The 26,076-nt window shown below is 72.4% G+C and carries 25 protein-coding genes; 11 read left to right on the forward strand and 14 right to left on the reverse strand.

Features of this window, described 5'->3' with window-relative positions; translation table 11 throughout:
* Positions 1 to 15: 15 nt before the first annotated feature.
* The 3 genes from Pta02_RS09625 to Pta02_RS09635 are packed head-to-tail and all read right to left on the reverse strand — an operon-like array spanning position 16 to position 4,209.
* The gene (locus Pta02_RS09625) at positions 16 to 1,917 is read right to left on the reverse strand and encodes a dynamin family protein (protein WP_203874372.1); all 1,902 of its coding nucleotides are present in this window, start codon (positions 1,915 to 1,917) and stop codon (positions 16 to 18) included.
* A 46-nt stretch (positions 1,918 to 1,963) separates the two neighbouring features.
* Positions 1,964 to 3,802: a dynamin family protein gene (locus Pta02_RS09630; protein ID WP_203874373.1), complete on the reverse strand. Its 1,839-nt coding sequence runs from the start codon at positions 3,800 to 3,802 to the stop codon at positions 1,964 to 1,966.
* A complete protein-coding gene (locus Pta02_RS09635; protein WP_203874374.1) occupies positions 3,799 to 4,209 on the reverse strand; it encodes a hypothetical protein in 411 nt (136 codons plus the stop codon). Before Pta02_RS09635 ends, Pta02_RS09630 begins: the two co-directional genes overlap by 4 nt.
* 201 nt (positions 4,210 to 4,410) lie before the next feature.
* Between Pta02_RS09635 and Pta02_RS09640 the strand changes: the two genes are divergently transcribed.
* The gene (locus Pta02_RS09640; protein ID WP_203874375.1) at positions 4,411 to 4,956 is read left to right on the forward strand and encodes an RNA polymerase sigma factor; all 546 of its coding nucleotides are present in this window, start codon (positions 4,411 to 4,413) and stop codon (positions 4,954 to 4,956) included.
* 59 nt (positions 4,957 to 5,015) lie between these two features.
* On the opposite strand, the gene grpE is transcribed toward Pta02_RS09640, so the two are convergent.
* The 4 genes from grpE to yczE all read right to left on the reverse strand — a co-directional run bounded on the left by grpE (position 5,016) and on the right by yczE (position 9,120).
* Complete coding sequence (grpE, locus tag Pta02_RS09645) at positions 5,016 to 6,143, reverse strand: nucleotide exchange factor GrpE (protein WP_203874376.1); 1,128 nt, start codon at positions 6,141 to 6,143, stop codon at positions 5,016 to 5,018.
* Positions 6,144 to 6,231: 88 nt separating this feature from the next.
* Positions 6,232 to 6,486, reverse strand: a complete 255-nt coding sequence (locus Pta02_RS09650) for a hypothetical protein (protein WP_203874377.1) — start codon at positions 6,484 to 6,486, stop codon at positions 6,232 to 6,234.
* A gap of 181 nt (positions 6,487 to 6,667) precedes the next feature.
* On the reverse strand, positions 6,668 to 8,428 hold the full coding sequence (locus Pta02_RS09655) for a glycoside hydrolase family 15 protein (protein ID WP_203874378.1): 1,761 nt from the start codon (positions 8,426 to 8,428) through the stop codon (positions 6,668 to 6,670).
* A gap of 71 nt (positions 8,429 to 8,499) precedes the next feature.
* The gene (gene yczE, locus Pta02_RS09660) at positions 8,500 to 9,120 is read right to left on the reverse strand and encodes a membrane protein YczE (RefSeq protein WP_203874379.1); all 621 of its coding nucleotides are present in this window, start codon (positions 9,118 to 9,120) and stop codon (positions 8,500 to 8,502) included.
* Positions 9,121 to 9,195: 75 nt separating this feature from the next.
* On the opposite strand from yczE, the gene yczR reads away from it, so the two are divergent.
* Positions 9,196 to 10,629, forward strand: coding sequence for a MocR-like transcription factor YczR (gene yczR / locus Pta02_RS09665; protein ID WP_239130050.1), 1,434 nt, complete (start codon positions 9,196 to 9,198; stop codon positions 10,627 to 10,629).
* A 49-nt stretch (positions 10,630 to 10,678) separates the two neighbouring features.
* On the opposite strand, the gene Pta02_RS09670 is transcribed toward yczR, so the two are convergent.
* Entirely contained in the window at positions 10,679 to 11,293 is a 615-nt protein-coding gene (locus tag Pta02_RS09670) for a trimeric intracellular cation channel family protein (RefSeq protein ID WP_203874381.1), read from the reverse strand.
* A gap of 234 nt (positions 11,294 to 11,527) precedes the next feature.
* Here Pta02_RS09670 and Pta02_RS09675 point away from each other — a divergent pair, with 234 nt between their 5' ends.
* From Pta02_RS09675 to Pta02_RS09685, 3 genes are all read left to right on the forward strand, one after another.
* Positions 11,528 to 13,363 carry an AMP-dependent synthetase/ligase gene (locus tag Pta02_RS09675; RefSeq protein ID WP_203874382.1) on the forward strand — a complete coding sequence of 612 codons (1,836 nt, stop codon included), beginning with the start codon at positions 11,528 to 11,530 and terminating at the stop codon, positions 13,361 to 13,363.
* Positions 13,364 to 13,504: 141 nt separating this feature from the next.
* Complete coding sequence (locus tag Pta02_RS09680) at positions 13,505 to 14,473, forward strand: hypothetical protein (RefSeq protein ID WP_203874383.1); 969 nt, start codon at positions 13,505 to 13,507, stop codon at positions 14,471 to 14,473.
* Positions 14,474 to 14,624: 151 nt separating this feature from the next.
* On the forward strand, positions 14,625 to 15,134 hold the full coding sequence (locus Pta02_RS09685) for a hypothetical protein (RefSeq protein WP_203874384.1): 510 nt from the start codon (positions 14,625 to 14,627) through the stop codon (positions 15,132 to 15,134).
* Between the two features lie 130 nt (positions 15,135 to 15,264).
* On the opposite strand, the gene Pta02_RS09690 is transcribed toward Pta02_RS09685, so the two are convergent.
* From Pta02_RS09690 to Pta02_RS09700, 3 genes are read right to left on the reverse strand one after another with little or no spacing between them, the layout of a single operon-like run.
* A complete protein-coding gene (locus Pta02_RS09690) occupies positions 15,265 to 16,278 on the reverse strand; it encodes an NAD(P)/FAD-dependent oxidoreductase (RefSeq protein ID WP_203874385.1) in 1,014 nt (337 codons plus the stop codon).
* Positions 16,275 to 16,823: an isoprenylcysteine carboxyl methyltransferase family protein gene (locus Pta02_RS09695; RefSeq protein ID WP_203874386.1), complete on the reverse strand. Its 549-nt coding sequence runs from the start codon at positions 16,821 to 16,823 to the stop codon at positions 16,275 to 16,277. The genes Pta02_RS09690 and Pta02_RS09695 overlap by 4 nt, the downstream gene beginning before the upstream one ends.
* Positions 16,824 to 16,830: 7 nt before the next feature.
* Positions 16,831 to 17,925 carry a type III polyketide synthase gene (locus Pta02_RS09700; RefSeq protein ID WP_203874387.1) on the reverse strand — a complete coding sequence of 365 codons (1,095 nt, stop codon included), beginning with the start codon at positions 17,923 to 17,925 and terminating at the stop codon, positions 16,831 to 16,833.
* 219 nt (positions 17,926 to 18,144) lie between these two features.
* Between Pta02_RS09700 and Pta02_RS09705 the strand changes: the two genes are divergently transcribed.
* Positions 18,145 to 19,014: a UbiA family prenyltransferase gene (locus Pta02_RS09705; protein ID WP_239130052.1), complete on the forward strand. Its 870-nt coding sequence runs from the start codon at positions 18,145 to 18,147 to the stop codon at positions 19,012 to 19,014.
* Between the two features lie 151 nt (positions 19,015 to 19,165).
* Positions 19,166 to 20,353 carry an RtcB family protein gene (locus Pta02_RS09710; RefSeq protein ID WP_203874388.1) on the forward strand — a complete coding sequence of 396 codons (1,188 nt, stop codon included), beginning with the start codon at positions 19,166 to 19,168 and terminating at the stop codon, positions 20,351 to 20,353.
* Between the two features lie 72 nt (positions 20,354 to 20,425).
* Here the strand turns inward: Pta02_RS09710 and Pta02_RS09715 are convergent, their stop codons facing one another.
* Entirely contained in the window at positions 20,426 to 20,884 is a 459-nt protein-coding gene (locus Pta02_RS09715) for a hypothetical protein (protein ID WP_203874389.1), read from the reverse strand.
* A gap of 524 nt (positions 20,885 to 21,408) precedes the next feature.
* On the opposite strand from Pta02_RS09715, the gene Pta02_RS09720 reads away from it, so the two are divergent.
* Positions 21,409 to 22,938, forward strand: a complete 1,530-nt coding sequence (locus Pta02_RS09720) for a carboxylesterase/lipase family protein (RefSeq protein WP_203874390.1) — start codon at positions 21,409 to 21,411, stop codon at positions 22,936 to 22,938.
* Positions 22,939 to 23,156: 218 nt separating this feature from the next.
* On the opposite strand, the gene Pta02_RS09725 is transcribed toward Pta02_RS09720, so the two are convergent.
* Positions 23,157 to 23,552 (reverse strand): YybH family protein, encoded by a 396-nt coding sequence (locus tag Pta02_RS09725; protein ID WP_203874391.1) that lies wholly within the window; start codon positions 23,550 to 23,552, stop codon positions 23,157 to 23,159.
* A gap of 62 nt (positions 23,553 to 23,614) precedes the next feature.
* Between Pta02_RS09725 and Pta02_RS09730 the strand changes: the two genes are divergently transcribed.
* Both Pta02_RS09730 and Pta02_RS09735 read left to right on the forward strand, forming a co-directional pair.
* Entirely contained in the window at positions 23,615 to 24,010 is a 396-nt protein-coding gene (locus Pta02_RS09730; RefSeq protein ID WP_203874392.1) for a winged helix-turn-helix transcriptional regulator, read from the forward strand.
* 98 nt (positions 24,011 to 24,108) lie between these two features.
* Positions 24,109 to 24,495 (forward strand): hypothetical protein, encoded by a 387-nt coding sequence (locus tag Pta02_RS09735; RefSeq protein WP_203874393.1) that lies wholly within the window; start codon positions 24,109 to 24,111, stop codon positions 24,493 to 24,495.
* Between the two features lie 88 nt (positions 24,496 to 24,583).
* On the opposite strand, the gene Pta02_RS09740 is transcribed toward Pta02_RS09735, so the two are convergent.
* Entirely contained in the window at positions 24,584 to 25,402 is an 819-nt protein-coding gene (locus Pta02_RS09740) for a hypothetical protein (RefSeq protein ID WP_203874394.1), read from the reverse strand.
* Between the two features lie 143 nt (positions 25,403 to 25,545).
* On the opposite strand from Pta02_RS09740, the gene Pta02_RS09745 reads away from it, so the two are divergent.
* A complete protein-coding gene (locus Pta02_RS09745) occupies positions 25,546 to 26,043 on the forward strand; it encodes a hypothetical protein (protein WP_203874395.1) in 498 nt (165 codons plus the stop codon).
* Positions 26,044 to 26,076 lie beyond the last annotated feature (33 nt).

Genomic DNA, 26,076 nt, shown 5'->3' on the forward strand with positions numbered 1-26,076 from the left:
TCCGCGGGCCGTACCTCAGCGGCCGAGGGCGGCCACCGCGGCGGCGAGTTCCTTGCGCAGCTCCATGCCGCGGGCGGTGAGGGTGTCGATCGCGGTCATCCGGTCCTGGCCGGACTGGCGGGCCTTCTTGCGCTCCTCGGCCGACCGGGCGGAGGCGGCCTTGAGCTCGGCGCGCCGGGTCTCCAGCTCCTTGCGCCGCCGCATCAGGCTCTCGTCGGCGATCTGCTCCACGTTCACCCGCCAGGTGGCGACCATCCGCTCCAGGTCCAGCGTCATCTCCCGGGAGACCAGGGAGAACTGGTCGCGCAGGGCGCTTCTGAGCGCGGCCTGGTTGCGCTGCACCTTCTCCATCGAGCGCCGCCCCATGAAGATGGCCGCCCCGATAGCCGGGGCCACCAGGATGAAGCCCACCGGGCCGAGCAGCGTCGCGGCGAAGCCGCCCAGGGACAGGCCGATCGAGGCCGAGGGCAGTACGTCGCGGACCATGTCCACGTTCTCCGGGGCGTCGGCGGCCATGTCGCCCCTGACCTGGATCTGCGACAGGTTGGGCAGGGCGCGCCGGTCGACGGCCAGGTCCACCGGGTCGAGGCCGAGGTCGCGGGCGAAGGCGTCCAGGGTGTTCCTGGACAGCCTCTCCACGTCGTAGACGATCTGCGACCAGGCGGCCTCCAGCGAGCGCTGCACGCTCATCGGCAGCTCGGCCATGTAGCGGTCGATCTGATCCTGCTTCTTCAGCGTGGCGATCGCGTTCTCGTACGGCTGGCGGATCTCGGCGGTGCGCGCCGCCACGATGCCGGCGACCTCCCGCCCGAGGAAGGTGTTGGCCACCGCGCCCGCCCGGCGCCGGGCGGCCAGCTCGGTGAGCTCCTCCAGCCCGGTCTCGACCTGGGCCAGCCGGGCGGCCACGTCGTTCTCGTCGTCGGAGCCGGCGGCCACGTCGTCCTTGGCCCCGGTGCCCAGCGAGCCCAGGACCGACAGCGCGGCGTTGACCACGGTGGCGCCGCGGGCGAAGTCGCGGCCGTCGGCGAAGCCCCGCAGGTGCCGCTCCAGCACGTCCATGCCGCTGCGCGCCCGCAGCGCGTCGGCGCGCTCCTGGCGGCCCTCCCGCCGCTTGGCCTCGGCGGCCTCGGCGAGCTTGGAGCTCACCGGGATCCAGGGGGCCTCCAGCAGCGGGTTGAGCGTCGCGGCCCTGTCGGGGTTCTCCGCGACCGCCTGGGTGACGAAGGTCCTCAGCCGGGCCTGGTTCTCCTCCATCAGGCTCCGCCAGTTGGCCGAGTCCTCCACCTTGGTCAGCACGAACACGATCGCCTGGACCCGCTCGGCCGCCTCGGCCAGGAACTCCAGCTCGTGCCGGAGCACCGGCTGGTCCTGCGCGCTGAGCGTGAACAGCAGGGCGTCGGCCCGCTGGAGCATGGCGACGGTCACCTGCCGGTGCCCCACGGTGAGACTGTCCACGCCCGGGGTGTCGAGCAGGCGCAGGCCGTCGAGCAGGGGGTTGTCGAGCGTGATGTCCACGCTGACGACGTCGCGGCGCTTGCCGGCGTCGCCGCGCATCGAGGCGTACTCGGGGATCGACTCGACGGCGACGGGGGTCTGGACCGGCCCGGCGTCGGTGCTGCGGTGCACGACGGCGGCCAGCTTGGGGCCGCGCCGCAGGGACAGGAAACAGTTGGTGGCGACGTCGGCGTCGACCGGGACGAGGTCGGGGTGGCCGACCAGCGTGTTGATCAGGCGGCTCTTGCCCCGCTTCTGCGCCCCGGCGACCACGATGTCGGTGCATTCGTCCTTCCAACGGGCCGCGGAGCCGGCGAGCACCTCCGCCAGGTCCGCCCTGCCGCACCGGCCGGCCAGCGAGTGCACCTCGTTGGCGTAGCGCAGCAGCCGGGCCACCGGGCCGTTGGGGTCGGGGGTGGTCATCTTCGTGTCTCTCCTGTCGGGGATGGGGTGCCGTAGGGGGCCGGGGTCAGCGGCGCGACGCGCCGTCCTGGTGGTGCTGCGACCAGATGGCCTCGTAGGCGTCGCAGAGGGCCTCGACCGCCCGCCGCTGCCGCAGCGAGATCGGCCGGTGGGTGAGGACCCGGAATCGGGCGCTCAGGGCGGCGGCGTAGCCGGCGATCTCGGCGCGCGGGGCGCCGGGCGGGGCGCCGAGCTGGGTGGCCAGCTCGGTCCCGGCCAGCAGCATCTCCAGGGCCCGCTTGTCGGCGGCGGGCACCATGGGGCTGGAGCGCAGGACCTCGACCGCGGAGGGGTCCACGGGCACGGGCGGCAGCGCCTCGCCGCGGGTCTCGGCCGCGCCTTCGCCCTCCTCCAGGGCGGAGATGACGAGATCCTCCAGGACCGTCAGCACGTCCCTGGCGCGGTGCCCGGCGCTGCGGCCCTCGTTCATCATGGCGAGCCTGCGCCAGCGCGTCGTGGCCGCGGTGGCCGCGGCGGCGACCTCCTGCCGGGAGGCGCCCGCGGGCAGCCCGAGCTGCTCGGCGGGGGCGTCGTGGCGGGCCAGGCTCAGCAGCTCGGCGGTCATCTCCTCGTTGAGGACCAGCGTGCCCCGGCCGAGCGCCTCGGCCGCGGTGAAGATCCGCAGGCCGCCCAGGGCGGTCGCGATCGGCCGGTTCTCGTCGAGCTGGGCCGCCAGCGCGTCCAGGGTGGCGCGGTCCGAGCCCAGCGCGGGCGTGCGGGCGAGCTTGCGCAGCCGGGTCAGGGCGTCGAGCGCCTTGAGCTGGTCGGCGCGGCGCGCGAAGTGGGCCAGGCCCGCCGCCACGGAGCCGGTCGCCGCGCGTCCGGCCGAGGCGTAGCCCGAGAGGTGGAGCAGGCAGGCCGTCAGCGCGGCGGGGTCGGCGGCCTCACCGCGGCGGATCGCGTCGACCGCGACGCGGATGCCGTAGCGGTGCAGCCGCGCCACCAGGCGGTGCCGTACCTCGGCCGGGACGGGCAGGTCGGAGGCGGTACGGAAGTCCTCCATGTCGAGCAGGTAGTCCTCGAGGTCGTCCTCGTCGAGCTCGGCCAGGCGGCGCAGGGCCTCGAACTCCTCGCCGTCCAGCGGGTGGGCGCGCGCGGTCTCGGCCAGCAGGCCGATCACCGGGACCACGTCGAAGACCGAGGTGCGCAGGTCCCGGTAGCCGCCGGAGGCCAGGCGCCGGGCGGTGGGCCACGGGTCGTCCTCGTCGCCGCGCCGGTCGATCTGGCCGAGGACGGCCAGGGTGTTGACGCAGCTCATGCCGCACGCGCCGGTCAGGCCGCGGAACTCCGCCAGGGCGGTGTCGTCGAACTTCTGTACGTACCGCAGCACGTAGATCATCGCCTGCGCCCGGTCGTCCTCGTCGCCGGAGCCGAACAGCATGCTCCTGGCCGCCTGCTCGTTGACGGCGGTGACGGTGTTCATGCCGGGGGTGTCGATGATGGTCACCGTGCGCAGCGAGGGCAGGTTCAGCGCCACGCGCAGGCGCCGGATCCGGGCCACCGGCACGCCGAGCTCGGACGGGAGCCGGTGACCGGGCAGCAGCCGCGAGTAGGCCGCGGTCCCGTCGGTGAGCTCGATCGTGATGCGGCCGTCGTCCTCGCCGTACTCGTACTGCGTGACCACGAAGGTGCACTCACCGGCGTCCACCGGGGCGACGGGCAGTCCGAGCAGGGCGTTGACCAGGGTGGACTTGCCGCTGCTGACCGCGCCGGCCACCGCGACGCGCAGCGGCGCGTCGAGGTCGGCGCGCACCCGGGCCACCCGCTCGCGCAGGTCCGCCCCGGCGAGCCTGGCGGAGGTGCCGTCGCACAGGCTGCGCAGCAGATCGGCCGGGTTCGCCGTCATGCGTCACCGCCGAACAGGTCCCAGCCGCCGTGGACGTCGTCGTGGGCGTGCGGGTCCTCCCCGTGATCGGCATAGTCGCCGGGGTCGCCGGGGTCGCCGGGGTCGCCGGGATCCGGGGCCTGCCAGGCGTCCTCCGTGCCGAACGGGCCGTCCGTCCCGGAGGGGTCCTCCGCGCCCGGGGCGTCCTGCCCGCCGGAGGCCTCCTGCCTCCCGAAGGGCCCGCCCGCGTCCTCCCGCCCGGAGGCGCCGGCGTCGTCCTGCCCGGAGGGGCCGTCCACGTCGAACGGGCCGGTCCCGTCGTCGGGGGAGGCGTCGGAGGAGTCCTGCGCGTGCTCGCCGGACAGGGCGTCCTGGTCGGGGAGCAGGGACAGGTCGGCCTCGTCCGAGGAGAACGTCTGGGCGAACATGTCCCCGCTCTCCTCCTCGGTCGGTCCGGGGACCGCGTCGAAGAGGAGTCGACGCAGCTCAGTCAGGTCGTCTGACTCTCCCTCCAGTGCTCCGAATTCTGTATTGTTACGGTCCAATATCATGGCGGACTACCTCATACCGGGCGTACGTGCGGCGTGATGTCATTGGCTGATTTTCCACCTCGGGAGGATGGGCGACCGATGACGAGTGGGTCCCTGAGCAGCGCCGTCGAGGACGAGAGCCTTCTCGTCGTGGCGGCGCGGGCGGGCGATGAGACCGCCTTCGCCGCGCTGTGGTCCACGGCGCAGCGTCAGGCCTTCGGCGTCTGCTACCACCTGACCGAGAACCGGGCCGACGCGCTCGACGCACTGCAGGAGACGCAGCTCGCCGCCTGGAAGGGCCTGTCCACCTTCGAGGGCAAGGCGCCCTTCCGGGCCTGGGTCCTGGCCATCGCGCGCAACGCCGCCCTGGCGGTCGTCCGGCGTCGCGCTCCCGGGGGAGCCGTCTTCTCCGAGGTGGTCGAGGACTCGGTGGTCACCGATCCCTTCGAGGACACCGTGGCGGAGCTGACCGACCTGCGCCGGGCCATGTCCGCCCTGCCGTCCTCCCACCGGGAGGCGCTGCTGCTGTGGGCGGGCGGACTGACCTACGAGCAGGTCGCCGGCACCCTGGGGGTGTCGATCAACAACGTGAAGGTCTGGATCCACCGCGCCCGGCGCAGACTTCAGGCCGAGCTCGGCGGCTGAGCGGCGCCCGGCGCCGTCCCCGGCGGCCGGTCCCGCGGCGCCGGGCGCGAGGGCCGGCCTCACGGCGCCGCCTCCGGCTGCGGGGCCGCGGGCGGCTCATAGCGGTAGACGGCGACCTGGGGCACACGCAGCACCCGGTCGCCGTCGGCGTATCCCTGCTTGACGGTCTCGGCGACGACGTCGTGCAGCTCCGGCCGGTCGGTCGGCTCGGTGCCGAACGCCTCGTGCAGGCGCGGGTCGAAGCGCTGCCCGTCGGCGACGATCTGCCGGACGCCGGCCCGGTTGAGCCCGTCCAGCAGCGTGCCGGCCAGCTGGGGGTGCCGTTCGGCGATCTGGTCCCAGTAGTCGATGCAGGTCTCCACCAGGGTCTCCCGCCTGGGGGTGCCATCGGCGAACAGGCGCTCCACCTGCTGGGTGAGCGCCTGGCTGATGCCGCTCCCGGCGACCTGCCGCAGAACGTCCTGCAGCGGATCGGGCCCCGGGTGCGGTGCGGCGGGCGGCTGGGGCGACATGGATGCTCCGGGGGGCGTGGCGGACTCGGACGGTGGGGCGGAGGGCGCCGGCCCCGGGGGTGCGGGCGGCGCGCCCGATCCGGACGGTGCGACCGGAGCGGATCCCGGCGGTGCGGGCGGCGGGGCCGCCGCGGACTGCGCGGGTGACGCACCGGATCCGGCCGGCGCGGGCCGTCCGGCCGGCGTGCCGGGTCCAGCGGCCGGCGTGCCGGGTCCGGAGGATACCGGGCCTGCCGGCCCGCCCTGCCAGGCGGCCGGGGCCGCCGGTGCGGCGGTGCGGTCGCGCCGCCACAGCAGCACGCCTATCACCACCACGACGATGCCCAGCGCCGCCAGCACGAGCGCCAGCAGCAGCGGCGGCAGGCCGAAGGGGCCCGGCGACTGCCCGGCGACGGGCTCCTCCGCGGTCTCCGCGGCACCGGACCCGCCGGGATCCTGCGCGGCGCCGGAACCACCGGACCCGCCGGACTTCTCCTCGGGGCCGTCCTTGGGCTGCAGGGGCCGCACGGCGCCCTTGTCCCTGCTCTCCGGCTCGGGGGGCGACGACAGCGTGGCGGTGGCGGCCGCCCCTCCGCCGGGCCCCGCCGCGCCTCCGCCGGACTCCACCGAACCGCACCCGGTCAGCGCCAGGCCGCCCAGGAGCAGCAGGGCAGGGAGTACGCGTCGGTCTCTCATCGGTGGCCTTCCTCGTCGGCGGGCCCGCACGACCCAGGTCTGACGTCCCCCCGCGGGAGGTCGCACGGGCTCATGCCGGGTGGTCTGGTCAGGCCGTCGGGAACGGACCCTGGTACTCGGTGTAGTCGGAGACGCCGTCGCCGTTGAGGTCGACGCGGACCTCGTCGGCGTAGCCGTCGCCGTTGTGGTCGAGGTAGACCACGTCGGTCACACCGTCGCCGTCGGTGTCGTAGCGCTCCTCGTCGGCCACGTGGTCGCCGTCGGTGTCGATCAGCTGGGCGTCGGTGCCGCCGTCGCCGTCGTAGTCGACGTAGTCGGTGGTGGTGACCTCGAACTCGCTCATTTGTCGTTCCGTTCCTTTCGGGTGCGTTCGTCAGATAAGAGTGGCCGCCCGCGAGGATTGTTACAGCGGGTTCCAAGATTTTTCCCGGCCTCTTCCGGCTCCGGGGCACGGGGCCGCCCCGGAGCGCGGCGGACTCACGCAATCGCAGGTCGGAACGGGTGAGGCGGAGTCGGCGCGGCGGTCAGCCCAGCGCCCTGGCCGCGTGGACCAGCGGGACGTGGCTGAAGGCCTGCGGGAAGTTGCCGACCTGGCGGTCATAGCGGGGGTCGTACTCCTCCGCGAGCAGGCCGACGTCGTTGCGCAGCGCCAGCAGGCGCTCGAACAGCTCCACCGCCTCCTCCCGGCGCCCGATCATCACCAGGGCCTCGGCGAGCCAGAAGCTGCACGCCAGGAAGGCGCCCTCGCCGCCTGGCAGGCCGTCCACGTCGTTGTCCCTGGCCATCGGATAGCGCAGCACGAACCCGTCGACCATCAGCTCGCGCTCGACCGCCTCGATGGTCCCGACCACCCGGGGGTCCTCCGGCGGCAGGAAGCCGACGATCGGGATGAGCAGCAGGGAGGCGTCCAGCTCCTGCGAACCGTACGACTGGGTGAAGGTGTTGCGGTCGGGGTCGTAGGCCTTGTCGCAGATCTCGGCGTGGATCCGGTCGCGCAGCTCCCGCCAGCGGTCCACCGGGCCCTCGTGACCCAGGACCTCCACGTACTTGACCGCGCGGTCCAGGGCGACCCAGCACATCACCTTGGAGTGGGTGAAGTGGCGGCGGGGGCCGCGCACCTCCCACAGGCCCTCGTCGGGCTCGTCCCAGTGGGCCTCGACGTAGGCCAGGAGCTGGCGCTGGATGCTCCATGCGCGCTTGTCGGCCTCCAGGCCCGAGGTCCGCGACATGTACATGGAGTTCATGACCTCGCCGTAGACGTCGAGCTGGAGCTGGTTGACCGCGCCGTTGCCGATCCTGACCGGCCGGGAGCCCTCGTAGCCGGCCAGCCAGGGCAGCTCCGTCTCCGGCAGGCGGCGTTCCCCGGCGACGCCGTACATGATCTGCAGGTCCTCGGCCCGGCCGGCGATGGCGCGCAGCAGCCACGCGCGCCAGTCGCGGGCCTCCTGCAGGTAGCCGGAGTCGATCAGGGCGTCCAGGGTCATGGTCGCGTCGCGCAGCCAGCAGTAGCGGTAGTCCCAGTTGCGCACCCCGCCCAGGTCCTCGGGCAGGGAGGTGGTGGGGGCCGCGACGATCCCGCCGGTGGGGGCGTAGGTCAGCGCCTTCAGGGTGATCAGGGAGCGGACCACGGCGTCACGCCAGGGGCCCTTGTAGGTGCACTGCGACACCCACTCCGACCACAGCGTCTCGGTCCCGGTCAGTTCCTCGAACGGGTCGATGTCGACGGGCGCGGGCTCGTGGGAGGGGTGCCAGGTGAAGACGAACGCCATCCGTTCCCCTTCGGAGATCCGGAAGGAGGCCTCGTGCGCGTAACCGTGATGACGCAGCGGAACGGGCGAGTGGAGCCAGACGGAGTCGGGGCCGCCGACGGCGTGCAGCACCCCGTCGTCGCGGCGCACCCAGGGCACGATCCGGCCGTAGTCGAAGCGGATGTGGATCTCGGTGGCCATCTCCACCGTGCCCGAGACGCCCTCCACGATCCTGACCAGGTCGGGGTTGGCCTGCCGGGGCGGCATGAAGTCGATCACCCGGACGGTGCCGGTGCCGGTGTCCCACTCGCTCTCCAGCACCAGGGTGTCGCCGCGATAGCGCCGGCGGGTGGCGGGCGGGCGTTCACCGCCCGCCGGACCGAGCCACCACTGCCCGTTGTCCTCGTCGCCGAGCAGCGCTCCGAAACACGACGGAGAGTCGAAGCGGGGCAGGCAGAGCCAGTCGATGGACCCGTTCCGGCCGACGAGGGCCGCTGACTGCATGTCGCCAATGAGGGCGTAGTCCTCGATCCGCATGATCTGACGCTAATACCCAGGATGGCAGGATCACACCCAGATCGGTGGCAGATGTCCCGGGGCGCGTCGGGTCACTCCCGCTCGGCCGCCCGGGGCAGGCTCAGGCGGGGCATGAAGAACTGGGTCAGGGGCCCGATGGCGAGGGCGAAGACCACGGTGCCCAGGCCCACGGTGCCGCCGAGCAGGAAGCCGATCGCCAGCACGGTCACCTCGATGAGTGTGCGGGCCACGCGGATCGACAGGCCCAGGCGGACCAGGCCGGTCATGATGCCGTCGCGGGGGCCGGGCCCCAGGCCGGCGCCGATGTACAGGGCCGTGGCCGCGGCGATGGCGACGATGGCGAACAGCAGATAGGTCCACCGTACGGCGAGCGCGTCGGGGGTGGGGGCCAGCCAGATGGCGGCGTCGGCGAACAGGCCGAGGAAGACGACGTTGCTGACGGTGCCGATGCCGGGCTTCTGCCTGAGGGGGATCCACAGCAGCATCGCCGCGGCGCCCACGATGATGATCCACATTCCGATCGACAGCCCGAAGCGGACCGACAATCCCTGGTGGAACACATCCCACGGATCGTTGCCGAGCCGGGACTCGATCTGCAGCCCGATGCCGGCGCCGTACAGTGCCAGCCCCGCGTACAGGCGCAGGAGGCGGTTGGGGAGAGAGGTGACGACGGGCAGGGAGAGTTCGCTCATAATGGCATCAATCGTCCCGGCCGCCGCTCACCGGCAAAAGGTCCAATCGGGGAAAATGGTCTTATGCTGGTCGGTATGGATCGGTATCTGAGCGGCCCCCAGCTCGCCCGCCTCGTGGCCATCGAACCCGGCGCCCGGCCGTACTACCGGGTCCTGGCGGAGGGCGTGCGCTCCCTGATCCTCGACGGGCGCCTGCCCGTGCGCGTGCGCGTGCCGGCCGAGCGCCACCTCGCCGATGCCCTGGGCGTCAGCCGCACCACGGTGACCGCCGCCTACGACCGCCTGCGCGAGCAGGGATACCTGGAGAGCAGGCAGGGTGCCGGGAGCTGGACGGCGCTGCCCGACCCCGGCGCGCTGGGCACCGAGAACCCGTGGATCGCCGCCGGCGACGACGGCCTGCTGCCGATGCACTGCGCCGCGCCGCACGCGACCTCGGCGCTTCCGGCGGCGATCGCCCACGCGAGCGAGCACTATCCCCGCTACGCGCTCGGCATGGGCTACGACCCGGTCGGGATCGCGCCGCTGCGCGAGGCGATCGCCGGGCGCTACACCGCGCGCGGGCTCGCCACCCGGCCCGAGCAGATCCTCGTCACCACCGGCGCCCAGCAGGCGATCCACCTGCTGATCACGATGTTGCTGTCGGCGGGCGACCCGATGGTGATCGAGTCGCCGACCTATCCGCACGTGATCGACCTGGCCAGGATCCGCGGGGCCAGGATCGTCCCGGTCGGCGTCCCCGAGGGCGGCTGGGACCTCGACCTGCTCAACTCCGCGATGGGGCAGTCGGGCGCCCGGCTGGCCTACGTGATCCCCGACTTCCAGAACCCGACCGGGCACCTGATGGACGACGCCGCGCGGGCCGGGCTGGTCGGCGCGGCCAGGAGGCACGGCACCACGCTGGTGGTGGACGAGACCTGGGTCGAGCTGGCGATCGACGAGGTGCCCAGGACCGCGCCGCTGGCCGCCTTCGACGTCGACAACCGGGTGATCAGCGTCGGCTCGGCCTCCAAGCTGTGGTGGGGCGGGCTGCGCATCGGCTGGATCCGCGCCACCGCGGCCACGGTCCGCCGCCTGGCCGTGCTGCGCGCGGCGGTGGACATCGCCAGCCCCCTGTTCGAGCAACTCGTCGTGACCCGGTTGTTCGAGGACATCGAGGAGACCAGGGCCGAGCGCCGCCGCACCCTCGGCGCCTCCAGGGACGCGCTGGCCTCCGCGCTGCGTGAGCGCGTCCCCGAGTGGTCCTTCACCGCCCCCCGGGGCGGGGGGTCGCTCTGGATCGGGCTGGACGGCCCCTCGGCGGGCACGCTGGCCGACGCCGCGGCCTGCCACGGAGTACGGCTCGCGCCCGGCACGTGGTTCGGCGTGGACGGCGCCCTGGAGCGGTGGCTGCGCCTGCCGTTCACCCAGCCGCCCCGGGTCGTGGTGGAGGCGGTGGAGCGCATCGCCGAGGCCCGGCTCAGGGGGTCCTACGGCGCCCGCCCGGCCGAGCCGCTCACCCCCGCCCTGTAGCGGGCCGGCCGTTGCGAGCGGGCCGGGCGCTGTGAGCGGGCCGGGCGGCTCACTCCTGCGGGCTGACGCCCCGGGCGAGAGGAGCCTGGAAGCGGAACCACATGGCCGCGATCCGCAGGCCGAAGGCCAGAACCGCCGCCGCGAGGGTCGCGGGCCAGCCGTGCAGGTCCATGACGGACAGCACGGCCATCACCGCCGAGCCGAGCATGGCCGGCACCGCGTAGAACTGGCGGTCGTACAGCAGCGTGGGGATCTGGCCGGCCAGCACGTCGCGCAGCACGCCGCCGCCGACCGCGGTGATCACCCCGAGCAGGGTCGCGTGCAGCGGGCTGAGACCGTGGCTCATCGCCTTGGCCGTGCCGACCGCGCAGAACAGGCCCAGGCCCGCCGCGTCGAAGACGTTCACCACCGGCATCACCCGCTCCACGTGCGGATGCCAGAAGAACACGATCGCCGTGGCGGCCAGGGGGGTCACGACGTAGCCGACGCTGTAGAAGGCGGCGGGCGTGATATTGAGGAACAGGTCGCGCAGGATCCCGCCGCCCAGCGCGGTCGTCGAGGCCAGCACGGCCATGCCGACCACGTCCAGCCGCCTGCGCACGCCGACGAGGGCGCCGGAGAGGGCGAAGACGAAGATTCCGACGAGATCGAGCACCTGAGTCACCGGAAAATCATCCCATGACCGGCTTTATGTCGTGACGGCACGGCACCCCCGAGCCTCGGAACGTCGCCGGGGCGGCACTCCGGGTGACCGCCGTACGGCTCCGCGGACGGGCGCGCCGCCGTCCCCGGCCGGGACGTTGTCGCCGAGGTGTTGCCGCAGGGGTCTTGTGTGGGCTGACCTCGTGTGGTGCGATGCATCCCAATCGTGCAAGTAAGCACTTTCTGGAGGCGCGTCATGGCCGATGTCCTTGCGGAACGCATGTCTATCCAGGAGACGATCGCGGGCCGTACCGTGTGCGAACAGCTCAAGCAGGCGGCAGAGAGCAATCCGGACGCGCCGGCCTACTCCGATCCGGACGGGGACGGCTGGAGGACCCTGACCTACGCCGAGGCACGGCAGCGGGTCCTGGAGATCGCCGCCGCGTTCGCCGCCCTCGGCGTCGGGCGCGGTGACGCCGTCGCCCTCATGATGGTCAACCGCAGCGAGCACGTGCTGGCCGACCTCGGCGCCGTGCACGCCGGGGCCGTGCCGTGCTCGGTCTACGCCACTTTCGCCCCCGACCAGGTCGCCTTCGTGGCCGGGGACGTCGGCGCCAAGGTCGCCGTCCTGGGCGGCCCGGCCGAGCTGGCCCGCTGGGAGCCGATCCTGGACGAGCTGCCCGGCCTCACCAAGGTCGTGATGCTCGACGGCACCCCGGAGGGCGACCGGTTCATCGGCTGGGAGGACTTCCTGGCGCTGGGCCGGGAGAGCCTGGCCGCGGACCCGGCCGCCGTCGACGCCCGCTGGCAGGCGGTCGAGGCCGACGACGTGCTGACGGTCCTGTACACCTCGGGCACCACCGGCAACCCCAAGGGCGTGCCGCTCACCCACGCGAACGTGTTCTTCGAGGTGGGCGCCACCGACCGGATGACCTCGCTGCCCACCCTCGGCACCCAGATCTCCTACCTCACCTACGCGCACATCGCCGAGCGGGTGCTCAGCCTGTACCTGCCGCTGTTCAAGGTCTCCCACGTGCACTTCTGCACCGACCTGGCGAACCTGGGCGCGACGCTCGGCAAGGTCAAGCCGGTCCTGTTCTTCGGCGTCCCGCGCGTGTGGGAGAAGATGATGGCCCGCCTGCAGGCCCTGCTGGCGACCCAGCCGGAGGAGCAGCAGGAGAACGTCCGCAAGGCCATGGCCGCCGGGCTCGCCTACGTCGAGGCCGGCCAGTCCGGCCGGACCGTGACGGCGGAGATCCAGCAGGCCTACGACCAGGCCGACGCCGCGCTCCTGTCGATCATCCGGTCCATGATCGGCTTCGACAACGCCCGCTGGCTGGCCACCGCCGCGGCCCCCATGCCGCTGGAGGTGCAGCGCTTCTTCGCGGGCCTGGGCATGAAGCTCCTGGACGTGTACGGCATGACCGAGACGACGGGCGCCTTCACCGCCAACAGCCCCGAGCACTACAAGCTCGGCACCGTCGGCCGCGCCGAGCCCGGCGTCGAGGTCCGCATCGCCGAGGACGGCGAGATCCTCACCCGCAGCCCGCTCAACACCAAGGGCTACCTGAACCGGCCGGAGGCCACCCAGGAGCTCCTGGACGCCGAGGGCTGGCTGCACACCGGCGACGTGGGCTCCATCGACGAGGACGGCTTCGTCAAGATCCTCGACCGGAAGAAGGAGCTCATCATCACCGCCGGCGGCGAGAACATCTCCCCGGCCAACATCGAGAACTACCTCAAGGAGCACCCGCTCATCGGCCAGGCCCTGGCCTTCGGCGACGGCAGGCCGTACCCGGTGGCCGTCCTCACCCTCGACGGCGAGGTCGCCCCCGGCTGGGCGCAGGCCAACGGCATCGCCTTCACCGGTCTGGCCGAGCTGGCCGCGCACCCCGACGTCCTCAAGGCCGTGGAGGCGGCGGTCGAGACGGCCAACGACAAGCTCGCCCGGGTCCAGCAGGTCAAGCGCTGGCGCCTGCTGCCGGTGGAGTGGACGGCCGAGACCGAGGAGCTCACCCCGAGCCTGAAGCTCAAGCGCCGCGTCATCCACGCCAAGTACGCCGAGGTCATCGCCGAGATGTACGAGAGCTGACCCTCGCGGAGATCCCGCTTCCCCCGGCCCTCCTCTCCCACGAGAGCGGGGACGGGGGAGAGCGGTGGTTTTCCGGTGTTTTGCCAACCGGGCGTGTGTCGGGCCCTCGGGCATTACCGGACGGTTCATAACGTCCTGATCATGACCGTTAGAGGTGTTCTCACGTCCTTGGCCGCCGGGACCTGTGCCCTGCCGGTACTGGTCGTGGCCCAGCCGGCCGTCGCGGGCGATCCGGTGATCCGCTCGATCAACCTGCGCCCGGCCGAGCCGGTGGTCCGTCCCGACAACGCCGTACGCCTGGTGATCGACGTGGTCGCCCGGGGAGTGTCCGGCCCCGAGGGGGTGACGGTCCGGGTCGAGCCCGGCGCGGCCCCCCGGCCCTCGGCCTTCCCCGAACCCGGTACGGAGCCGTCACCGGCCCAGCCCCCGGGGACCGACCCCTCGCTCTGGTCTCCCGGCGCTGCGCCGCCCGTACCCGAGGTGCCCGTCCCGTCCGCGGGGACGCCATCCGGGGGAGCCCGGCCGTCCGCCGGGACGACGCCGGTACCCGGTCAGGAGACGTCCGCGTCACCGACGCCCGTGGCCGAACAGGAGACGTCCGGATCCCCGACGCCCGTGGCCGGGCGGCCGGGGAGCCCTCCCGCGCGCGTCGGGCAGGACTGGGAGACCTGGCGGTTCCTGCCGGAGAAGCGGCTGAACCGGTGGTATCCGGCCGGCCGGTGGACGATCACGGCCATCGCCAGGAGCGCGGACGGCACGGTGGCCGTCGAGCACCTCGAGTTCTGGCTGAAGCGGGAGACCGTGCTCAGGGGGGTCGAAGCGGTCAAGGAGGAGGGGGCCGTGGTGGTCAGGGGGGTACTGAACCGGGTGGACCCGCAGGGCTATCTGGACTACGCCCCGTTCGCCGGCCAGCCGGTGGACATCCTCCACCGCAGGGAGGAGACGGATCCCTGGCAGAGGGTCTCCTCGACAAAAACGGACAGCATGGGATATTTCACTAGGAAAGTGCGAGACCACCGCCGTGGAGACTGGCGGGTCCGCTTCCCCGGGACGCCGCGATTCGCTCCGGGCCTGAGCCGGATCATCCAAATCGGTAAAAGCGACAGATAGCGCTTAACGGGAACAAATGCCCATGATTGTTTCCGAACTGCAATAGATTCGCCTTTTCCCAAGAGCAACTTTTCTCTACCTTGGAGCGTCTTTGACGGTAGGCGCATCCTGTCCCGGGGTGCGCTTCTTCACGGGGAGAGGAAGTTTCCACATGATGCGACGCCTTGCCACCGCTCTGGCGGCGGCGACCCTGAGCGCCTCCGCGCTCGCGGTCGTCGTTCCGGCGCAGGCCGCGTCCGCCGCCGTGGCCGAGCCGCGCCACGACGAGACCACCCGGATCGCCGGCTTCCACGCCGACCCCAACCCGGTCCGCAAGCACCACCGCATCTCGCTGAAGGGTCAGCTCCAGGTCGAGCAGGAGTGCAGCCCCTCCGAGCGCGGAAAGGCAGAGGACTACGCCACCTCCCACGTTCCGTGTGACGAGCGCACGCGGCGCGACTGGACCGGCGAGGCCGCGGGACAGAAGATCGTCGTGCTGTTCCGCGCCGCGGGCCGGCACAAGTGGCACTACGTCGACACGATCGGCACCGGTCGCGACGGGCGCTTCTACACCGAGGTCCCGGCCTACACCACCGGTACCTTCCGCGTCATCTTCGAGGGCGCCAGGGGCCTGGCTCCCGCGGAGGCCAGGGACTGGGTGAAGGTCTACGGCCGCCGCTGAGGCGACGGGCCGGTGATCCGGCACCTGTGACCGCCCGGTGTCCCCTCGGGGACGCCGGGCGGTTCCCTTTTCCCCGCCCGCCGTACGGCCTGCGCCCTCCGTCGTCCGGCCCGCCCTACCGCCGCGGGGGTCACTGCAGGGCCCGCACCGCCGCGCCGAACAGCGCGGGCACGCGGTACGCGGCCGGGACGATCAGCCGGGCCGTCACGGGATGACGCCGGGCCGACAGGAGAGCGCCGGTGAGCAGCCGGTGCCGCCGCGACAGCCGCGTCCAGGCCGGCTCGTAGGCCTGCGGGGTGCCCGCCCGCAGGCAGCCGACCAGGATCCGCGCCGACTGCAGCGCCAGCGAGATCCCCTCGCCGGTGAGCGCGTCGACGTACCCGGCCGCGTCGCCGACCAGCAGCACCCGCCCGGCGACCCGGGAACGGACCCGCTGGCGCAGCGGACCGGCGCCGCGCACCCGGGTCGCGGCGGATCCGCCGAGCCGCTCCACGAGCGAGGGGAAGGCCGCCAGCCGTTCGGGGAAGGCGCCGCGCCGCGAGGTCAGCACCGCCACCCCCACCAGGTCCTCGCCCACCGGCGTCACGTACGCCTCGCCGTCCGCCGCCCAGTGGACCTCCACGAAGTCGGTCCAGGGGGCGATCGGATAGTGCTGCCGCAGGCCGTACCGGCGCGGCCCGCGATCGGGCAGCTCCAGCCCGAGCAGGGCCCGCACCGGCGAGTGCAGCCCGTCGGCGGCCACCAGCCAGCGGGCGGCGAACCCGGCCGCCTCGACGCCGTCGGCGCTCTGCCGTACCTCCGACACCCTGCCGGGCACGATGCGCACGCCCAGCTCCGCCGCGCGCCGTGACAGCGCGGCGTGCAGCACGGTACGGCGCACGCCCAGCCCGTGGCCGCCGCGGAAGTCGGCCTGCGCCTGACGGCGCCCGTCCAGATAGCGGATCCCGCGCAGCGGCCGGCCCTCGGGCTCGACGCCCAGCTCCCGCAGCGCGGCGGTCCCGGTGGGCATCAGGCCCTCCCCGCAGGCCTTGTCCACCGGTCCGGGACGGGGCTCGACCACGACCGCCTCCATCCCGGCCGCCGCCGCGTGGATGGCCGTGGCCAGGCCCGCCGGTCCGCCGCCGGCGACCAGGACGTCGATCACGCCGGGGACCGTCCCGGCACCGGGGCGAGCGAGGCCAGCGCCGCGTCCTCGCATCGGATCCTGACCACCATCAGGGCGGCGTTGCAGACGGTGAAGATCACGGCGGTGATCCACGCGCTGTGGACCAGGGGCAGTGCGAAGCCCTCCGCGGCCACGGCGACGTAGTTCGGGTGGGGCAGCCAGGACAGCCGGTAGGGGCCGCCGGTCACCCGCGGAAGGCCGGGCACCACGACCACCTGGGTGTTCCACTGCCGCCCCAGCGTGGTGATGCACCACCAGCGCAGCCCCTGGGCGGCGACCACCAGGGCGAGCATCGGCCAGCCCAGGGCCGGCAGGAAGGGCCGATCGGCCAGGTACACCTCCGCCAGGCAGCCCGCCAGCAGGCCCGTGTGCAGCAGGACCATCCACGGATAGTGGCCGCGGCCGGAGACCACGCCGCCGTGGGCCAGGCTCCAGCTCATGTTGCGGCGCGCGAGGACCAGTTCGGCCAGGCGTTCCACGGCGACCAGGAGGACGAGGACCAGGTACCAGGACGTCGAGGACATCGGACCCCTACCAGCGCAGCAGGACGAGTTCGGAGCAGAATCCCGGGCCCATCGCGATGAGCAGGCCCGGTGTGCCCGGCGGTGGCCGCAGGGCGAGGGTGTCCCGCAGGACGTGCAGCACCGAGGAGGAGGACAGGTTGCCGACCTCGGCCAGCGAGCGCCAGGTGACGTCCAGCGCGCCGGGCGGCAGCCGCAGGGTCTCGGAGACGGCCTCCAGCACCTTCGGCCCGCCGGGGTGGCACACCCAGGCGGTGACGTCCCCGGCGGTCAGCCCGTGGTCGGTCAGGAAGCCGTGCACGTCCTCGGCGAGGTAGGTGCGCACGACGTCGGGGACGCTCGCGTCGAGCACCACCCGGAAGCCGGTGTCGCCGACGTCCCAGCCCATCACGCCCTCCGAGCCGGGGTACAGGTGACTGCGGGTGGCCAGCACGGCCGGCCCCGGCCCGTCCGGGCGGCGCCCGTCACCGCCGTCGCTGTCGCCGTCGCCGGGCGGGATCCCGTCGCCGCACATGACCACCGCGGCCGCGCCGTCGCCGAACAGCGCGCCGGCCACCATGTTGGCGACGGAGGAGTCCTCGCGCTGCAGCGTCAGCGAGCACAGCTCGACCGAGAGCAGCACGGCCACCTGCTCCGGCCAGCCGCGGAGATAGTCGTGGACCCGCGCGATCCCGGCCGCTCCCGCCACGCATCCGAGGCCGAACACCGGCACGCGCTTGACGTCGGGGCGCAGCCCGATCCGGCCGGCCACCCGCGCCTCGATCGAGGGCGCCGCGATCCCGGTCACCGACGTGAACATGATCATGTCCACGTCCCGCGGCGTGAGCCCGGCCTCCTCCAGCGCGCCGCAGACCGCCTCCGCCCCCAGCTCGACGGCGGTGTCGATGAACACGTCGTTGGCCGCGCCGAGACCGTCGAGCTTGTCGTACCGGTCGAGCGGCAGGCTCAGATGACGGTGCCCTACCTTCGCGCCCGCGTACAGCCGGTCGAGCAGCGCCCGGCTCGCACCCTCCGGCAGGCACATCCGGGCGAACGCGTCCGCGATCTCACCCTGGGAGTAACGGTACGGCGGAAGCGCACCCCGGACCGCGGCGATACGGCTCAATCTGAACACTCCTGGCTCGATCTGAACGCCCACGAGTTCCGGTCACCCGGACCTCCCCGGCCCACAGCCACCCGAACACCCCGCTCCCTGCCCACCCACCCCGCCGTCATACTTGTTCCATCCCACACCCGGGGTTCACCCAGGTCCACCCCCTCCGGCCTCCGCGGCGCCGCCGTACGGCGGGGGACCGGTTCCCGCGGGAGCCCTAGGATCGGTCCCGTGACGACGAGCGGACAGTCCCGGAGTGTCCACCGCTCCGGCCCGGCGGCGCTGCGGGGGCTGGCGCGGGCCTGCCATCCCGGGCCGACCGCCGCGGTCACGCTGCTGACGACGGCGCTCGCCGTGGCGAGCGGCCGTGACGTCGCCGGATGCGCGCTGGTGGCCGCGGCCGTGCTCGCCGGTCAGCTCTCCATCGGCTGGTGCAACGACGCCGTGGACGCCGGGAGGGACGCCGCGGCGGGGCGGCGGGACAAGCCGATCGTCAGCGGTGAGGTGGGCGTCCGGGCCGTGCGGGTCGCCGCGGTCGTCGCCCTCGTGCTGTGCGTACCGCTCTCCCTGGCCTCCGGGGTGCCCGCCGGGACCGCCCACCTCGTCGGCGTCGCCGCCGCCTGGGCCTACGACCTCGGGATGAAGGCCACGGCGCTGTCCTGGGCCCCGTACGCCGTGGGGTTCGGGTCGCTGCCCGCGTTCGTCGCGCTCGGTCTGCCCGGTCATCCGCAGCCCGCCTGGTGGGCCGTCCTGGCCGGGGCGCTGCTCGGCTGCGGCGCCCACCTGGCCAACGTCCTTCCCGACATCTCCGACGACCTGGCCACCGGCGTACGCGGATGGCCGCAGCGGCTGGGGCCCGCCCGCGTCCGCGCGCTCATCCCGCTCCCGCTGCTCCTGGCGACCGGCCTGCTCGTCCTCGCCCCGCCCGGCCCGCCCGCCGCCGGCGCCTGGGCCGCCCTCGCCGCGGCCTGCGCGTTCGCGGGCGCCGGTCTCGTCCTGGGAGCCCGCTCACCGCGCGTCCCCTTCGCGGCGGCCATCGCCGTGGCGGCGGTCGACGTCGTTCTCCTGCTCGTCCAAGGCATCGGCATCACCGCTCCCTGACCCGGCGCGTCGCGGTGCCGTACGGGAAGATTCAGGGTATTTCAGCTGTTCAGAACCTTCGGGGCTGATTAATTCGGTTGCGTGAACACCACGCTTCTGGCGTTATTGGTCCCGTTCACAGCTTGATCTACCGGAGGGAGGCGACGCGGAGATGACGTACAACGAGGTGATGGGTGGCCGGGCGCCGATCCGCATGTGGGCCGACCCCGCGCAGGTCGAGCCGAACGTCATGCAGCAGCTGCGCAACGTCTCCAACCTGCCGTGGGTGCACGGGGTCGCGGTGATGCCGGACGTGCATCACGGCAAGGGCGCCACGGTCGGTTCGGTCATCGCCATGCGGGACGCGGTCTCGCCGGCGGCGGTGGGAGTGGACATCGGTTGCGGGATGACCGCGGTGAAGACCTCCTACAGGGTCGACAGCCTGCCCGACAACCTGGCGTACCTGCGCTCGAAGCTGGAGCAGGCCGTTCCGGTCGGGTTCGGTCACCACAAGCGGCCGGTCGACCCGACCAGGCTGCACGGCTTCAAGACCGCCGACTGGACGGAGTTCTGGAAGAGCTTCGACGGGCTGGCCTCCTCCGTGCACCCGAAGCGGGAGCGCGCCGAGGTGCAGATGGGCACGCTCGGGGGCGGCAACCACTTCCTCGAGGTCTGCGCCGACGACGAGGGCGTGGTCTGGGTGGTGCTCCACTCCGGGTCGCGCAACATCGGCAAGGAACTCGCCGAGCACCACATCGAGCAGGCACGGCGCCTGCCGCACAACCAGGACCTGCCGGACCGCGACCTCGCGGTGTTCGTCGGGGGCACGCCGCAGATGGACGCCTACCGCAGGGACCTGTTCTGGGCGCAGGACTACGCACGCCGTAACCGGGCGGTCATGATGGCCCTGGTCTGCGACGTGCTCCGGCGCCACCTGCCCGGCATCACCTTCGAGCAGCCGATCTCCTGCCACCACAACTACGTGGCCGAGGAGCGGTACGACGACGTGGATGTGCTCGTCACCCGCAAGGGCGCGATCCGCGCGGGATCCGGCGAGTTCGGCATCATCCCCGGCTCGATGGCGACCGGCACCTACATTGTGAAGGGCCTGGGCAACGCCGCAGCGTTCAACTCGGCCTCGCACGGTGCCGGTCGCCGGATGAGCAGGAACAAGGCCAAGAAGACCTTCAGCCTGGCGGACTTCAAGGCCCAGACCGAGGGCGTCGAGTGCCGCAAGGACACCGGGGTGATCGACGAGATCCCCGCCGCCTACAAGGACATCGAGTCGGTCATGGCCGCCCAGACCGACCTGGTTCAGGTCGTCGCCCACCTGCGCCAGCTCATCTGCATCAAGGGCTGACCTGAGCCGAGAGCCTGCGCCGTACCAGCGGAACCTCCGCTGACCTGCGGCGCAGGTCTCGTCGTTTCGCGATCAGCCGGTCTGGACGGGATTCCGTTCGTCCGGGGTGCCGATGAGCGAGGCATCGGCTGGGTCGAAGATCGCTCCGACGTCGGTGAGCGAGGTGAGCCCGCCCGGCCCGGGGAAGGACACGAGGTGTTCGGTGCCCCGGCCGGCGGGCCGATGGCGGCAGGCGCCCCGGCGGGCTCCGTTCACCAGCAGGCGGATCTTCATCCGGTCCGTCACCCGGCACAGCGCCTGGACCGCCTCGAACAGGTCGTCCCCCTGGGTTATGATCTTCGGCTCCGCATCGCTGTACGCGTCGACCTGGAAGGTCGGCATCCACAGCTCACTCTTGCGGATAGTCACCCGCGCGTGTGCCGGTTCGCCGTCGCGCAGGATGCCGATCTCCATGGCATCCCGTGGAGGATGTTCCCCCACCGCTGGTCCGGCCCCGGTACTTCGCGGTACCTGGTGTCGCACGCCGGACATGCCAGTCTCTCCGGTTCGGGCATGCAACCGCCGTAAACCAACAGCCCGGCCCGCCGATCCCGTTCCACCTCTTCGTCGTAGAGCAGGTAGCCGTACAACAACGGAGCCAGCCTGCCCACGTCGCAGCGGGGGCACAACGGGCGCCGGTCTTCCGCCTCACCGCCGGCCTCACCCTCGATGTGATCCATCTCAACCCCCTCGCTTCGGCGGATCATCCGAGCCCGATCGGAAGCAGCGGACGAGGGGACACGGATCGGCGTCGCCGCGGATGAGTCTCAGTCACCCCGCCAGATATAGAAGATCACGCTTGTGGTCGGCTTGGAGGTGGATGCCGGCGCCGGTTCATTACTCCATGTGCCGTTATATCGATTAATGCTCTGAGGGAGAGTGGATCGTTTCCGGAAGGTGTTGAAGGCCAGCTCAAGGTAAGTTTCGGGATCATTCGGACTGCTTCTAAATGGTTTGCCCGCGGATAGCGCGCGCTGGGATGCTCGGCCCAGCAGGAACGGGGAGGAGGCCGCGAAATGGCCGTCACCGCATTCGGCAAGCCGTCCGATTCCGAGCCGGAGGTCCGTACGACGGCCGGCGTCCTTCGCGGGGGCAGGGAGGCCGGCCTGGCGGTCTTCCGCGGCATCCCGTTCGCCGAGCCGCCGGTCGGCGCCCTCCGTTTCGCCGCGCCGCAGCCGGTGCGCGGCTGGGACGGTGTGCGCCCGGCGGTCGCGTACGGCCCGCCGCCCCCGCAGTCCGGTGTGCTCGGGATGTCCGGGGACACCGCGGGCGACGACTGGTTGACGATCAACGTCTGGACACCGGACCCGGATCCGGCGGCAGGGCTCCCGGTGATGGTGTGGATCCCCGGCGGCGCTTACGCCCTGGGCGACTCCAGCCTCCCGGAGTACGACGGCGGGCGCCTGGCCGGGAGCGGGACCGTGGTCGCGACCCTCAACTACCGTCTCGGCGTCGAGGGCTTCGCGCAGATCGACGGAGCCCCGGCCAACCGGGGACTGCTCGACCAGGTCGCGGCCCTGCAGTGGGTACGGGACAACATCCGGATGTTCGGCGGCGACCCGGACCGGGTCACGGTCTTCGGGCAGTCGGCGGGCGGCGGATCGGTCGCCGCGCTGCTGGCCATGCCGCGCGCAGCCGGGCTCTTCCGCCGGGCGATCGCGCAGAGCGTGCCGGGGACGTTCTTCTCACCGGAGCTGGCCGCCGACATCGCTGCGGCCTGCGCCGCCGAGCTGGGAGTACGGCCCACGGTGTCGGGCCTGTCGGCGGTGGCCCCGGCCCGGCTGCCCGCCGCCGGTGACGCGATCTTCGCCAAGACGCTCCAGTGGCGGGAACGCTGGGGACAGATCGCACACCGGCCGATCCCGTTCGCACCGGTCGTCGACGGTGACGTCCTGCCGGCGACCCCTTGGCGGGCACTGGCTGACGGCGCCGCCCGGGACGTCGGGCTTCTCGTCGGGCACACTCGCGACGAGCACCGGTTGTTCAGCCTGATCGACGGCGTGCTCGGCCAGGTCACGCACGAGCAGAGCGAGACCGCTCTGCACCTGCTCGCCCCCGGCCCTGACGGCGCACGCCGGTACCGGGAGGCATTCCCGGACGCGACCGACGAGGAGCTGTACGAACTGGTCAACGCGGACTGGTTGTTCCGCATGCCGAGCCTCCACCTCGCCGAGGCGCAGGTCACCGGCGGCGGCCGGGCCCATCTCTACGAACTGACCTGGTCCGCCCCGGGAGCGGGCGGCGGCCTCGGCGCCTGTCACGGCCTGGACGTGCCGCTCGTCTTCGGCAACCTCGGCAGCGGACGGCCCGCCATGCTGATCGGTGACCCGCCCTCCCCGGCGGCTGAGGAGCTGTCCGCGCGGATGCGCGGGGCGTGGACGGCGTTCGCCGCTCACGGCGACCCGGGCTGGCCTCCGTACGACGCCGACCGCCGTCTCGCACAGCTCTTCGACACGCCGCCGACGGTCACCGCCTACCCGGAAGAGACCTCACGGCTGCTGTGGCGGGACCACACCTTCCCGGCGCTCCCGCTGCTCGCGCGGTGATCAGTCCCGTGCGAACCACGAACGCCGATCCGGGAACCGGGCTGCCTGACGCCTGACCACTTATGCCTGCTCCGGCAGGGAGAGGGCGGCTGTTCTGCCCGCGCCCCACACTCGCACCCGGATGCGCCTGCGGCAGCCGCCCGAGCCGGGCGCGCACCGGATTTCGGCCTTCCACACGAACTCGTGCCCGCTGACGCACAGCTTCCGCAGCCTCGTCCTCACTGCACCGACCTCGGTTTCACGCCGAAAGGGTTGTCGATGACATATCGCCAGCGTCCATCGTGCCCGCGCCGGGCGACGTCGGTGGCGGTGCCCTCGATGTGCACGGGGAGGCCGTCGGGATCCGCGCCGTCGATGGCCCAGTCGACGATCAGCAGGGCGATGTCGCCGGTGGTGTAGACGTGCCGAGGCCGGACGGTGATCGGCAGTCCGAGACTCAGGAACCGTTCGTTGGCGGCATGGGCCTCCCGGCCGGTCAGCGGCGAGCCCGGTTCCGGGACGAACACCGCCCCGTTCTCGTAGACCTCCGCCACCGCCTGCGCGTCACCGGTGTTGAACCGTTCGGCGAACACGGCGGGCACGTCCTCGGGGCGTTCGGCAAGCTGCCGCATCATCGATGCACGTCCTTCCGGAAGGTAGAAATCAGTCAGACGCGGCAACGCTAGGAGGCGCTCTCGTGACTCACCAAACGGTTGGTTACCCGGCCCGGCCGGGCCTGCCCGACGACCCTCGGGCGAACGTCGCCGAACCGACTCCGTCCTGCCCGGTGGAGATCGCCCTCGCCGCCCTGCACGGCCGCTGGACGACCCTGGTGATCCGCGAATTCCTGCGGGGCGACCGTACTTTCACCGAACTCCGCCAGGCCCTGCCCGCCCTGTCGGACAAGGTCCTGTCCGATCGGCTGGCGCACCTGACGGAGATCGGCGTGCTCGAGCGCCGCCGTCAGCCCGGCTGGCCGCCCCGGGTCCACTACACGCTCACCCCGCACGGACGCCGCCTCGGTCCCGTCCTGCAAGCCCTGTGGGACTGGGGCGTACAGCACCGGCCGCCCTCTCCGAGCGACATCCGATAACGGCGACTCCGCGCCATCGCCGAGATCGTGAGGCAGGTGGTGAACTGAGGGCGGGGCCCGTCGTTGACGCATGGGCCGGGGCATGGTGGAGTGCCCCGGTGGCCGACACCGCCGACACCGTCGACACCGCCCACGCCGTCTACCGCTGGCTGAAGAACCACCGCGACGGGCGCGCCACCGAGGCCCGCCTGGATGCGGCCGAGAGCATCCCTCCACTGCTGACCTGCGTCTTCGCCCTCTGCGGCCGGGTCCGCCCGTACAACAGACATCTCGCCTGGGAACTGCGGAACCATCCTCTCGGACCGCCCGCCTGGCACCACGAACGGCTGCTGCCGCTCCTGGAGGGCGTCCTGTCGCACGCCGATCCGCAGGCCGCCCGCCGGCTCTTCCTGGATGTGGAACCGCTCGCCCGCGCCGCCGGTCACGGCCCCGTCCTGGACGCCTGGGGCGAGGACCTCCGTCTCCTGCGGCGAGACCCCGGCTGAAGACGCCTGCGCCGCAGCGGCGGAGGTTCCGTCGCTGCGGCGCAGGCGTGGTACGTGTGCGGTTCTGTCAGAATCCCTCAGCCAAGAGTCACTCGACACCGGCGCGTTCGGTCAGCTCGCAGTTGATCCTGCTGTCCAGCGCGCGGTCGTCGACGACGATGGTGTCGGCGGTGCCGGGAGCGCCGAGCCCGCCGTCGCAGTCGATCTGGGTCTCGGTGTTCCCGTCGTTGGCGAAGATCTTGTCGTTGGCGGCGCCGCCCCGCATGGTGTCGCGGGCGCCGAGCCCCTTGATCTGGTTCGCCGCGAGGTCGCCGATCAGCGTGTCGCTGAAGCTGGTGCCGGTCACGTCCTCCACCTGTACGAAGTCCGCGTCGTTCTTGGCGGGACGTCCGTCGTCGGCGCCGAGGCCCAGGGTCACGTCGACCGCCTCGCTCATGCCCCGGTAGTCCGCGTGGTCCCGGGCACCGGCGTCGCCGATCACCCGGAGCGTGCTGAGGCCGGAGTCGGCGTAACTGAGCGCGAAGGTGTCGTCGCCGGAGCCGCCGCGGATCTCGCCGTTGAAGGTGCGCTGGACGGTGGCGCGGTCGTTGCCGCCCCCCAGGTTGAAGCGGATCTCGGTGACCGCGCTGCAGCGCGCCTGGGTCGAGTCGACGAACGTGGTACAGCCGGCGCCGGGGGTCAGGGTCACCGAGTCGTCGACCACCACCACACCACCGGCCTCCTTGCTCAGCCGCAGCTGGTTGGCGTTGTCGGAGCCGGTGTAGACGAGCACGGTCCTGCCGCTCTCCACCCTGATCTCGACGGCGGAGTTGACGGCGGCCTGGCTCGGGGTGGCCAGCAGGCCCGCGCCCGCGGTGGAGGCGGCGGCCAGCAGCGCCAGGCGGGCCAGGTTCTTACGGATAGACATCGTTCTTTCCTCGGGTTGGTGTTCGGTCTGCGTTCAGGGACCAGGACGCTCCAGCGGAACGCACCATTCCGCTACCCGCCAAAAGACGCACAAGGGAGGGGAACCCGATCCGGCCCCCCTGCGTCCGCCGGTAGGGTGCGGGCATGCCCCACCGGATCTGCGCCCTCGTCATCGCCGGAGAGGTGGACGCCGAGCGGGCCCGCGCGGTGGGCCTGCACGCCGTGCTCCTCCACGAGGGCATCGGCGTGTTCCCCGTCGATCACTACTTCTCGGCCTACTGGGCCGCGACGCGCGGCAACGAGGCGTCGCTCGACCTGCCCGCTCGCTGCCGCACCGGCGTCTTCCCGGCGGAGGCGGTGCTGTACGACCTCGTCCGCGAGGTGACCGGTACGGACGAGCCGCTGTTCGCGATCATCCAGACGGAGTACTTCGGCGGCGTCGGAGACCAGTGGGCCGCGGCGTTCGCCGGGGAGAGACGGCTGACGACCGATGAGGCGTCGATCAACGAGGCGCTCGCCGCGCTCGGTGTGCGGGCGTCCGGCGCGGCGGACGAGTTCGACGTGATCGGTCTCGGTACGTTCCGGAGCAATCCTGATCACCTGGACCGCTACGGCGACCTGTGCGACGAACTCGGCGTCTGAGCGTCCGCCCCGGGCGGAAATGTCGGCACGGGT

Origin of the sequence: Paraplanobispora takensis, assembly GCF_016863195.1 — a bacterium.
Taxonomy (GTDB): Bacteria; Actinomycetota; Actinomycetes; order Streptosporangiales; family Streptosporangiaceae; genus Planobispora; species Planobispora takensis.